The following is an 11,198-nucleotide window of genomic DNA, read 5'->3' on the forward strand; positions in this document are numbered from 1 at the left end:
GCAATTTGGCGTACTCCCCTCGCGTCATGATTGTCGAGGGGAGAAGCATGTTCCGCAGGCCTGTCGTCACCGCCGGATGCGTGTTCGCGTTCACTGCCCTGAGCCTGATCGGGCCCGCCGCCACCGCGGATCGAGCTTCGGGCGCCTTCACGGCCGTGCCCGCCAAGCCGCCTCCGGGCATGCTGGAGGCGCTCCAGCGTGACCTCGGGCTCCCCAGAAGCCAAGCCATGCAACGTCTGCTCAACGAGACGCGGCTGGCGCCCGCCGCGGCGTTGCTCCGTCAGAGGCTCGGTGCCCGTTTCGGTGGCTCATGGTTTTCGGGACCCACCTCGGCGATCCTCACGGTGGCCACCACCTCCGCCGCCGACCTGCCTGAGATCACCGCCGCGGGCGCCCGGGGACAGGTGGTCGGCAAGTCGCTGGTCCAGCTCAAACGCGTCCTGGCGGAGATCGACGCGGTGCCGCCCACGTCCCCGGACGTGATCGCCGTGCATTACATCGAGGTGCGGACCAACAAGGTGGTCGTCCTCTCCCCGAAACCCAGCGACGCGGCGGCCCACATCAAGTCCATCGGGATCGAGCCGGACGTCGTGGTCGTACGCCCGTCCAACGAGAGGCCACGCCCTCTGTACGACCTGGTGGGTGGCGACGCGTACTACATCAACGGTACGAGCCGCTGTTCCGTCGGATTCTCCGTGCTCCGCGGCACCCAGAGCGCGTTCGTCAGCGCCGGGCACTGCGGCAGGGCCGGGGCCCCCACCAAGGGATACAACCAGGCAGATCAGGGCACCTTCCAGGCCTCCGTCTTCCCGGGCAACGACTACTCGTGGATCGCGGTGAACGCGAACTGGACACCCCGGCCCTTGGTCAGGAGCACGACGGGCGCCACCGTGTCCGTCGCCGGTGCCCGGGAGGTCATCGAGGGCGCGTCGGTCTGCAGGATCGGTTCCACCAGCGGCTGGCACTGCGGCACCGTCCAGCAGCGCGACGCCACCGTGCAGTACCCCCAGGGGAACGTCTACCACCTGACCCGCACCAACGCCTGCGCCGAACCCGGTGACTCCGGCGGTCCGTTCGTCTCCGTCGACCAGGCCCAGGGCGTCACCTCCGGCGGCTCGGGCGACTGCAGCGCCGGCGGGACGACCTACTTCCAGCCGATCCTTCCGATCCTCAGCTTCTACGGACTGAGCCTGGTGACCACCGCGGGCAATCCGCCGCCGCCGGACACGGGAACCTGCACGGGCTACCCGCGGACAGCGACCGGGTCCCTGAACGCCGGCCAGTCCGCCTACCAGCCCGGCAACCTCTACTACAGATCGACCGTCCAGAAGACGCACACCGGATGCCTGTCCTCCCCGGCGGGCACCGACTTCGATCTCTACCTGGAGAAGTGGAGCGGCCGGGCCTGGCTCGTCGTGGCCTCCTCAACGAGCCCGGCCAACCGCGAGACCATCTCCTACACAGGCACGCCCGGCTACTACCGGTACCGGGTCGTCGCCTACGCCGGCTCCGGTGCCTACACCCTGGGGTTCAGCACGCCGTGATCGGGCCGCCCTGTGCGGCACGGTCCCGTCAGGTGGCCCGGCCATCCACGCTGCCGCCTGACCGGACCGGTTCTCCCTTACCGGTGCGAGGCGCTTTCCCGCGCTTTCCGTGCGTTTCTGTGAAAGGTCGCGCGGTGCCGGAGTGCCGACCCCGTGGGGGGAACCGGCCGGATTCAATCACCATTCGATCGAATTCTCTTTCGGAAGAGAATGGGGAGTGGCTACTTTGATAAAACGGATTCTATTGGGCTGTGCCCTGACCGGGATCGTTCTGGTCTGCTCGGCGGCCGCCGTGGGCGCCGAAGCGGCCCGGCCGCCCGACCAGGGAGCCGCCCGCGGTGCGGCGCTCAGGGCGGTCCCCGGGACGCCGGCCGGGGACACCCGGCATCCCGCAGCCTCCAGGGACTGTCTCCCTGCCATCACCGTGTGGTGCCCGGCTCCGGTCGTGCAACTGGTCCCGCTGCCCAGACATGAGGTGACCGACTCCGCCACCATCCCGCTGTGCAGGTTCCTCCGCCTGCCCCCGCAACTGTGCAAGGTCCCGCCGGGCCCACCCGGTCCCGCCGGCCCAGCGGGTCCGCCTGGTCCTGCGGGTCCTGCGGGTCCTGCGGGTCCTGCGGGTCCTCCTGGCCTTGATGGCCTGCCTGGTCTGGATGGTGCGCCTGGTCCTGCCGGTCCTGCCGGTCCTGCCGGTCCTGCCGGTCCTCCTGGTCTCGATGGTGCGCCTGGTCCTGCCGGTCCTCCTGGTCTCGATGGTGCACCTGGCCCTGCGGGCCCTGCCGGTCCTGCGGGTCCTCCTGGTGCTGATGGCCTGCCTGGTCTGGATGGTGCGCCTGGTCCTGCCGGTCCTGCCGGTCCCGCGGGCCCTGCTGGTCCTCCTGGTCTCGATGGTGCGCCAGGTCCTGCGGGCCCTGCGGGTCCTCCTGGTGTTGATGGCCTGCCTGGTCTGGATGGTGCGCCTGGTCCTGCCGGTCCTGCGGGTCCTCCTGGTGCTGATGGCCTGCCCGGTCCCGCCGGGCCTGAGGGTCCCGCCGGGCCTCCCGGGCCTGAGGGTCCCGCCGGGCCTGAGGGTCCCCCTGGGCCTCCGGGGCCGCAGGGACCGTCCGGTTCGCCGGGGACCACGGCGACGTATCCGCCGGTCGTGGTCAGGCCGTACCCGCCGGTCACGGTGAGGCCCTACCCGGTGTGTCCGGCAGTCGTCGTCATGTACCCCATGTGTGTTTACTGATCGTCTCTGACGGTCGCAGGGAGACCGACGGAAAGGGGTGTGTGGCCGCTCGCGGCGCGCACCCCTTTCCGGTTCCCGGACGGTGGGGCGGTCGGAGCTGGACGCGGCAGAAATCGGGATCCCGAAAGAAGCCGGGTTCCTGGTCCGTCTCTGTGATGTGTCCGTCCGGAGGAGAACGGAGACGCGTGGAGTTACGGACCTCCCGGCGAGCTGTGTCGTTTTACTGATTTCTGGCCGTGGCGACGACCCTCCCTCCGCTGAACAGCGCTCATCCAATGCGATGATCAGAGCGGATCGAAAAGCCTATGCGTGAGATGCCCGTAATCCAATTGGTCTCCATGGGATTCGGCAGTTGTATGGATCGACATCGAGAAAGGAATTCCGAGGATTTATTATGGTCCGAACCACTTTCATCATCGTGGCCGCGCTCGCCGGCCTGCCATTCTCAGCGATGAGCGCCTCGGCGGACGCGGCACGTCCGGCACCGGTTGGACCGGCGGCGGCATCGCTCTCCCGGGCCGTCACGGTCCCGGCTTCGCAGCCTCCCTGCGACGGATGCGCCGCCGTGCAGTGCCCACCCGGCTACACGTGCGTGTACGCACCCAGGCAGTGCTTCACCACGCCCTGCCCGCAGTACGCGTGCGTCCGTGTCACCGGCTACCCGCCGTACCCGCCGTATCCCACCCCCCGGCCGCCCTACCCGCCCTACCCGCCGCCTCCGTACGTCCGGCCCGCTCCGCTGCCTCGTCCGCTACCCCCACGGCCGCCGCATGCCGAACTTATTCCCGCCCGGCCGGCTGTCGCTCACCCGCAACCCGCGCAGGTGTCCGGCACCAGGTGGCGGTAGGCACGCGCGTCGCCATCCGCCGCCGGGGCTGAGCGGACGCAGGTCACGGGGGCGGACGCGAGAAAGGCGGTGCCTCGTGGGCCACTGGCCCGCGAGGCACCGCCTTGGTATGACGGTCAGAGGCCGAGGCCGACGCCCAGGCCGAGGCCCACGCCGAGGAGGCCCCCCCGGCCGTAGCCGGCCCCGTAGCCGACGCCGGACCCGCTGCCGTAGCCGACGCCGTAGCCGACGCCCCCGCCGTAACCCGCGCCGTAACCGACGCCGTAGCCGACGCCTCCGCCGTAGCCGAGGCCCCCGCCATAGGCGCCGTAGCCGTAGCAGCCGCCGATGCCCACCGGCACCGTCACCGGCACGGTGGTGACGACGGGGCCGCAGGCGGGGGCGCAGCAGCTTGCCTTGGCGGAGGCCTTGGCGCGGGCCGAGTGGGACGCGTCCGCGGAGGCCATCGTCGCAGGGGCGACGACAGCCATCCCGACACACGCCGAAGTAACGAGAAGGCGGCGAATCATATGCTAATTCTCCCTAGGGTCAACCACCGAAAACAGGTTGTTCTCTGCGAACTCTGTCGTTCGGCTATTACCGACTGTGTTCGCTCAGACATTACCCAGCGGCTGAACACGTGCAAGGCTGATGAGCGGTCGGCCGTCGGTAATGATTACGGCCCCATGTTCTAGGGCGGACATGGGGCGGGTAAGGAAACGTGATTGTCGGCATATAGGGCATGCCGACTATTTCTTGAATGTCTGCGCCGGTCATCCGTTAACGTCGATCAGCCGGCGGACCCCGGAACGGGGTCGAAGCCGCGGAGCATCATCCCCTGGCCGCGGGAGCGGTGCACGTCCCGGACGGGTTCGTCGCCGGGCGCGCGGAACTGGGCCAGGAAGGTCGTGCGGGCCTCGGGGCTGGTGTTGACGCCCGAGCCGTGCACGGTCAGGTACCCGATGAACAACGCGTCGCCGGCCTCGGCCTCCACGGGGACGGCGGAGCCCAGCGGCCACTCGTCCAGCGGGAGGTGCCAGCCGCCCTCCTCCACGTGCGGGAGGAGACCGTTCCTGTGGCTGCCGGGAACGACGCGGACGCACCCCTTCTCCTCGGGGGTGTCGTCGAAATGGAAGATCGCGGCGGCGACGGTGTGCTCGCGGTGCGGAAAATGGGCGGCATCCTGGTGCAGGGGGAAAGGAGAGCCTTTTTCCGGCGGTTTCATGAATATCTTGGTGTGGTGGAGCTGGACGTTCGGCGTGCCGAGCAGGGCGGCGGCCACGTCGGTGAACCGGGGGTCCAGCAACAGACGGCCGAACGCGGCCGAGTGGAACTGGGCGTCATGACAGTGCCGCAGCTCGGTGCGGACAGGTGTGAGCCGGCGGGCGCTGCCCCAGGTGGGGTCACCGCCCGCCATCCGGGCGAGCACCGCGTGGCACTCGGCCCGGTAGGCGTCGGCTTCCTGGCGGGTCAGCAGGCCCCTGACCAGGAGGTAGCCGTTCTCCTCGTAGAACTCGACCGCGGATGAATCCACCATGCCGGCCTCCCGCGCGGGTGTCGTTCATCCCGGTATCTCCCACGCGAGGTCACCTGCTGAAACCGGCGGTCAGGCCGCTGAGGATCTGGCGGCGGCCGACGATGTAGAGCAGCAGGATGGGCAGGGTGGTGAGCACCACGGAGGCGAGGACGGCGGGCACGTTGACGCTGTACTGCCCCTGGAAGGTCCACAGCGCCAGGGGCAGGGTGCGCTTGCTCGGGTCCTGCGTCAGGATCAGGGGGAGCAGGAAGCCGTTCCAGATCTGCAGCGCGTTGTAGATGACGACGGTGATCACGGCGGGGCGGGTCAGCGGCAGCGCCAGGCGCCACAACATGCCCTGCTCGGTCGCGCCGTCGAGGCGCATGGACTCGAACAGCTCCTTCGGCACGTCCCTGAGGAAGTTGCTCAGCACGAGCACCGTGAGCGGGATCGCGAAGGCGATGGACGGCAGGATCATCCCCGTCAGGCTGTCGTACAGGCGCAGCTTGATGATGATCAGATAGACCGGGATGATCGTCGCCTGGAGCGGGATGGCGAGCCCCATCAGGAACAGCGAGTTCACCGACCGCAGGAAACGGTTCCTGCCGGCGCTCCGCACGATCGCGTAGGCGGCCATGAAGGACACCGCGACGGCGGGCACGACCGCGCCGATGGTCACGATGAGGCTGTTGATGAAGTACTGGACGAAGTCCGACTCGACGACCAGCCGGTAGTTGTCCAGTGTGGGCTCGCCCGGCGGGGCCAGCGGGTTGGTCGCGTAGTAGTTGCTCTGCGTCTTGAGGCTGGTGATCACGATCCAGTAGATGGGCACGATCACGACGAGCAGCCAGAGCAACGAGACCACGCCGGCGAGCCAGTTGCGGTGGCTCGCGACGGTGCGCTGGTCCCGGGAGGCCGCGCGCGCGGCACGACGTGGCCGCGACGCGGTGGTGGTCCCCATGGTCGTCAGGCCCCTTCCTGCTGGCTGGCGCCGGCGTTGGCCGAGCCGCCGCCGACCCGGCGCAGCAAAAGCGCCACCGCGAGGCCGACGAGCACGAGGATGAGGGCGATCGCGCTGGCCGGGCCCATGAGGCTGGCCTGCCAGCCCCGTTTCCACATGTCCACGGCGAGCACCCGGGTCGCGTCCGCGGGGCCGCCCGCGGTCAGCACGAAGATCAGGTCGAAGAAGGTCAGCGATCCGGCGATCATGAGGGTCGAGGACGTGATGATGGTGTACTTGAGCTGCGGCAGCGTGATGCTGAAGAACCGGCGCACCCGCCCCGCGCCGTCCATCTCGGCCGCTTCGAACATCGAGCGGGGGATCTGCCGCACACCGCCCTGGTAGATGAGCGAGTGGAACGGGATGAACTGCCAGGACACCACGAAGATGACGACGCCGAAGGCGAGCACGGGGTCGCCCAGCCAGTCCTGCACGAGGATCGGGATGTTGAGCCCGGCGCCGAGCCCGAAGTTGGGGTCGAGCAGTGCCTTGTAGGTGATGGCGATGGCGGCCGAGCTCAGCAGCAGCGGGATGAAGTACAGCACCGACAACACGGCGCGGTAGCGCTGCCGTCCGGCCAGGAACACGCCGAGCAGGATGCTCGCGGGCGTCTGGACCAGCCAGGACAGGGCGATCACCAGGAACGTCACCCAGAGGGCGTGGGGCAGACCGGGGTCGCTGAGGACGGCACGCCAGCTCGTGAGGCCGGAGAACGAGATCTCGCCGATCCCGTCCCAGGTGCTGAAGCTCAGAACCAAGACCCCGACGAGCGGGATCACCCCGAATGCGATGAAGAACAGCAGTGCCGGTACGGCCAGCCACGCGAGGCCGACGCTGCGACGGCTTCGCGTGGTGGCCGCCGGCGCCCTCCGCGTGGCGGAGGGCGCGAGCGTCGTGCTCACTTGCCGATGACCGCGTTCATGTTGTCGGCGAACTGCTGCGGCGAGATCGACAACTGGAACAGCTTGGCGATGTTGTCGAGGAGGACCTCGGCCGCGGTCGGGCTGAGGGCCTGGTCCCACGACTGGGCGAACGTCTTGGCGTTGCTGGCGATGCCGTAGAGGAACTGCTGCCACGCCGCGTCCTTGACGGTGGCGTACTGGCTCTCGACACCCTTGACGATCGGCACCGAGCCGGTGTCGATCCACTCCTTGATCTCGGCGTCGTTGAGGATGGCGGTGGCGAAGTACTTCTTGGCGATCTCCTTGGCCTCGGGGGTGGCCTTGGAGGAGATGGAGAGGTACTGGCCGGGGTTGCCCACGGTGTTGCTCGGGTCGCCCTTGCCGCCCTCCACGGGCGGGAAGTTCATGTAGCCGAGGTTGCCGCCGGAGACGAAGTCGCCGCCGTCCTGCGCCATGCCGCCGTAGGTCCAGCCTCCGTGGAGCATCATGGCGGCCTTGCCGGTGTACAGCAGGGCCTGGTCGGCGTTGGAGTCGGCGGTGATGGAGGAGAAGCCCTTGATGAAGCCGTTGGCCTTGACGAGCTCCTGCACCTTGGTGAGGCCGTCGATGGAGGCGGGGTTGCTCCAGGCGTCCTTCTCGCCGTCGAACACGGCCTGGAAGACCTCGGGGCCGCCGATGCGGTCGAAGAGGAACTCCAGCCACATCATGTTGGTCCAGCGGGACTGGCCGCCGAGGGAGAACGGCGCGATGCCCTTGGCGTTGAACTTCGGCACCAGGTCCATGATGTCGCCCCAGGACTCCGGCGGCTGGGCACCGATCTTCTCGAAGGCGCGCTTGTCGTAGTACAGGATGATCGGCTGCACGGCCTCGCACGGCATCGCGTAGATCTTGCCGTCGATGGTGGCGGCGCCGAACGCCGAGTCGAACAGGCGGTCCTTGACCTGGGGGGTGGAGTCGAACCACGAGGTGAGGTCCTCGACCTGGCCGGCCTGCACGTAGCTGCGCAGGGTGCCGCCGCCCCATCCGAAGATGATGGTGGGGGCCTGGCCGGCGCCGATCGCCGTCTTGATCTTCGTCTTGTAGGCGTCGTTCTGGAAGGTCGTCGCCGCGATCTTCTCGTTGGGGTTCGCCTCGTTGAAGCGCTTGAGGGTGTTGCCGCGGATGCCCTCCTGCGGCTGCCCGGTGATGTACCAGTAGGTGGCCTTCGCTCCGGCGGCACCGCCGCCACCTCCGCTTGCGCCGCCTCCGCCGGGGTTCGCGGGCCCGGAGGTGCCGCAAGCCGCTAGCGCGGCGCCAAGGGGCAGGCCCATCGAAAGGGCGAGGAAGTTGCGGCGAGACGTTGTCCTGGGCTCCACGCTTATCTCCGTACTCCAAATGCCGGGGGCTGGCCGCGGCTCGTCCATCACGGTGGCCGGCGGTCCTGGATCAAGTACCTCCCGATGCCGCTTTGTCCGGTCCTCCCAGAGTTGGTTTGTCGAAACATTTGCGACATGACCGCGCGGGACGCAATCTAGATTTCGGTTGATGGCATGTCAAGACCTATGACACCTCCTGGGCCCGGCGCGCCCGATGTGCAGGTAGGGGTACGTTTGCACCGACCTCTGTTCACCCTCGTGATGGAGAGAAGGTCGCGCTCGGGTCGCCTAACGGCACCGAAATGTTTCGGAAACTCGTGGCTGAATCGCTCATTAAGGAGAGCAGCAAGATGACGGCTCTAGACCGGACACCCGCGGCGGACGGGGTCCTCCGCCCGTGGCAGGACCCTGCGCTCCCCGTGGCCGACCGGGTCGAGGCGCTCCTTGAGGAGATGACTCTGGAGGAGAAGGTCGCCCAGCTCGGCAGCCGTTGGCCGGGCAACGCCGCGCAGGCCGCCGAGCAGCCCGAGCACGGTGAGGGGCCCGGCCAGCCTGAACAGCCGGCTGACGAGGACGCGGCGGCGCAGAACGTGGCCCCGATGCAGGACGTCTTCGCGGCGTCCGGTACGGTGCCGTTCGAGGAGTCGATCCGTCACGGACTCGGCCACCTGACCCGTGTGTTCGGCAGCGTGCCGGTGACCCCCGCCGAGGGCGCCGCCGAGGTCGTGCGCCTCCAGCGGCAGGTCGTCGAGGCCTCGCGGCTCGGCATCCCCGCCCTGGTCCACGAGGAGTGCCTCACCGGGTTCACGGCGTACGGCGCGACCATCTATCCCGCCGCCATCGCGTGGGGGGCGACCTTCGACCCCGACCTGGTGCAGCGCATGTCCGCCGCCATCGGGCGCGACATGCGGGCCGTCGGCGCGCACCAGGGCCTGTCCCCGGTGCTCGACGTGGTGCGCGACTACCGCTGGGGCCGGGTCGAGGAGACCATCGGCGAGGACCCCTATCTCGTCTCGATGCTCGGCACCGCGTACGTCCGCGGCCTGGAGAGCGCCGGGATCATCGCCACCCTCAAGCACTTCGCCGGGTACTCCGCCTCCCGGGCGGCCCGCAACCACGGCCCGGTCCCGATGGGCCGCCGCGAGCTGATGGACATGATCCTCCCGCCCTTCGAGACGGCCGTCGCCGTGGGCGGCGCCCGCTCGGTGATGAACTCCTACTCCGACGTGGACGGCGTCCCGGCCGTGGCCGACACCTGGCTGCTCACCGAGGTGCTGCGCGACGAGTGGGGCTTCACCGGCACCGTCGTGTCCGACTACTGGGCCGTGCCGTTCCTCGCCACGATGCACAACCTCGCCGCGGACACCGAGGACGCCGGCGTGCAGTCGCTCGCCGCGGGCGTGGACGTCGAGCTGCCCGACACCCTCGGCTTCGGCCCGCACCTGGTGCGGCGGGTGCGTTCCGGCGAGGTGCCCGAGTCCCTGATCGACCGGGCGGCCCGCCGTCTGCTCACCCAGAAGGTGCAGCTCGGCCTGCTCGACCCGGACTGGACGCCGGAGGGTTCGGTCGCCGAGGCCGCCGGCACCGACCTGGACTCGCCGGCCAACCGTGAGCTGGCCCGCGAGATGGCCGAACGGTCGGTCATCCTGCTCGACGCCGGCACCGCGCTGCCGCTGCTCGGCGAGGGACGCGAGGCGCCGCGCCGCGTCGTCGTCGCCGGCCCGGTCGCCGACGACCCGCGCGCCCTGATGGGCTGCTACTCCTTCCCGAACCACGTCCTGCCCCGCCACCCCGGCCTCGGCCTCGGCGTGGACGCGCCGAGCGTGCTCGCCGCGCTGCGGGCCGAGCTGCCGGACACCGAGATCACCTACGAGAAGGGCTGCGACGTCCGCGAGCACGACCGTTCGGGCTTCGCCGCCGCCGTGGACGCCGCCCGCGCGGCGGACCTGTGCGTCGCCGTCGTCGGCGATCTCGCGGGCCTGTTCGGCCACGGCACCTCGGGAGAGGGCTGTGACGCCGACGACCTTCGCCTGCCGGGGGTACAGGCGGAGCTGCTCGCCGAGCTCGCCGCGACCGGCACGCCGGTCGTCGTGGTCGTCGTCTCGGGCCGCCCGTATGCCCTCGGCGAGGCGCACGCCGCGTCCGCCGGCCTCGTGCAGGCGTTCATGCCGGGCCAGGAGGGCGCCGCGGCCGTCGCGGGCGTGTTGTCCGGCCGCGTGCAGCCCGCGGGGCGGCTGCCCGTGCAGATCCCGCGCGGCATCGGGGGGCAGCCGGGCACGTACCTTCAGCCGCCGCTCGGCGCCAACAGCCACGGCATCAGCAACCTCGACCCGACGCCGCTGTTCCCCTTCGGCTACGGCACTTCCTACACCACCTTCGAGGTCGGGGACCTTCGCCTCAGCGGCACCGAGGTGCCCACCGACGGCGAGTTCACCGTGTCGGCCCGGGTGCGCAACACCGGTGCCCGCGCGGGTGACGAGGTCGTGCAGCTCTACCTGCGCGACGTGGTCGCGCAGGTGACCCGGCCGGTGCGGCAGCTCACCGGGTTCGCGCGCGTCCACCTCGCTCCCGGCGAGAGCAAGGAGGTGCGCTTCCACGTGCACGCCGACCGCACCGCCTTCACCGGGCGGGACCTGCGGCGGGTCGTCGAGCCCGGCGAGATCGAGGTGTTCGTCGGCACGTCCGCCGCGCACCTGCCCTGCCACGGCTCGGTCCGGCTCACCGGCCCGCTGCGCGAGGTCGGCCACGACCGCAGGCTCAGCACGCCCGTCGAAGTGGTCGCCGCCGATTGAATTCCCGGCGAAAGCACCCGCCCGGCCGATAACCG

Annotated in this window: 8 protein-coding genes; 3 read left to right on the top strand and 5 right to left on the bottom strand. The window is 69.8% G+C overall.

The window, feature by feature from the left end; translation table 11 throughout:
- Positions 1-47 precede the first annotated feature (47 nt).
- A complete protein-coding gene (locus ABGB17_RS06470; RefSeq protein ID WP_347626868.1) occupies positions 48-1,544 on the top strand; it encodes a trypsin-like serine protease in 1,497 nt (498 codons plus the stop codon).
- Positions 1,545-2,179: 635 nt separating this feature from the next.
- Complete coding sequence (locus ABGB17_RS06475) at positions 2,180-2,716, top strand: hypothetical protein (protein ID WP_347626869.1); 537 nt, start codon at positions 2,180-2,182, stop codon at positions 2,714-2,716.
- Between the two features lie 1,019 nt (positions 2,717-3,735).
- Here the strand turns inward: ABGB17_RS06475 and ABGB17_RS06480 are convergent.
- The 5 genes from ABGB17_RS06480 to ABGB17_RS06500 form a co-directional block, all read right to left on the bottom strand.
- Positions 3,736-4,065 carry a hypothetical protein gene (locus ABGB17_RS06480; RefSeq protein WP_347626870.1) on the bottom strand — a complete coding sequence of 110 codons (330 nt, stop codon included), beginning with the start codon at positions 4,063-4,065 and terminating at the stop codon, positions 3,736-3,738.
- 323 nt (positions 4,066-4,388) lie between these two features.
- Positions 4,389-5,135, bottom strand: coding sequence for a phytanoyl-CoA dioxygenase family protein (locus ABGB17_RS06485; protein ID WP_347626871.1), 747 nt, complete (start codon positions 5,133-5,135; stop codon positions 4,389-4,391).
- 49 nt (positions 5,136-5,184) lie between these two features.
- Positions 5,185-6,075, bottom strand: a complete 891-nt coding sequence (locus ABGB17_RS06490) for a carbohydrate ABC transporter permease (RefSeq protein WP_347626872.1) — start codon at positions 6,073-6,075, stop codon at positions 5,185-5,187.
- Between the two features lie 5 nt (positions 6,076-6,080).
- The gene (locus ABGB17_RS06495) at positions 6,081-7,016 is read right to left on the bottom strand and encodes a sugar ABC transporter permease (protein ID WP_347626873.1); all 936 of its coding nucleotides are present in this window, start codon (positions 7,014-7,016) and stop codon (positions 6,081-6,083) included.
- A complete protein-coding gene (locus ABGB17_RS06500; RefSeq protein WP_347626874.1) occupies positions 7,013-8,371 on the bottom strand; it encodes an extracellular solute-binding protein in 1,359 nt (452 codons plus the stop codon). Before ABGB17_RS06500 ends, ABGB17_RS06495 begins: the two co-directional genes overlap by 4 nt.
- 350 nt (positions 8,372-8,721) lie before the next feature.
- Here ABGB17_RS06500 and ABGB17_RS06505 point away from each other — a divergent pair, with 350 nt between their 5' ends.
- The gene (locus ABGB17_RS06505) at positions 8,722-11,163 is read left to right on the top strand and encodes a glycoside hydrolase family 3 N-terminal domain-containing protein (RefSeq protein ID WP_347626875.1); all 2,442 of its coding nucleotides are present in this window, start codon (positions 8,722-8,724) and stop codon (positions 11,161-11,163) included.
- The last annotated feature ends 35 nt before the right edge of the window (positions 11,164-11,198 follow it).

This window comes from Sphaerisporangium sp. B11E5 (assembly GCF_039871875.1).
Classification (GTDB): domain Bacteria; phylum Actinomycetota; class Actinomycetes; order Streptosporangiales; family Streptosporangiaceae; genus Sphaerisporangium.

What these genes read in the sequence shown, in the direction of transcription:
- ABGB17_RS06475 (WP_347626869.1), top strand. Translation starts at nt 2,180, where the DNA reads ATGGCCTGCCTGGTCTGGATGGTGCGCCTGGTCCTGCCGGTCCTGCCG.
- ABGB17_RS06490 (WP_347626872.1), bottom strand. Translation starts at nt 6,075, where the DNA reads ATGGGGACCACCACCGCGTCGCGGCCACGTCGTGCCGCGCGCGCGGCC.
- ABGB17_RS06485 (WP_347626871.1), bottom strand. Translation starts at nt 5,135, where the DNA reads ATGGTGGATTCATCCGCGGTCGAGTTCTACGAGGAGAACGGCTACCTC.
- ABGB17_RS06470 (WP_347626868.1), top strand. Translation starts at nt 48, where the DNA reads ATGTTCCGCAGGCCTGTCGTCACCGCCGGATGCGTGTTCGCGTTCACT.
- ABGB17_RS06505 (WP_347626875.1), top strand. Translation starts at nt 8,722, where the DNA reads ATGACGGCTCTAGACCGGACACCCGCGGCGGACGGGGTCCTCCGCCCG.
- ABGB17_RS06480 (WP_347626870.1), bottom strand. Translation starts at nt 4,065, where the DNA reads ATGGCCTCCGCGGACGCGTCCCACTCGGCCCGCGCCAAGGCCTCCGCC.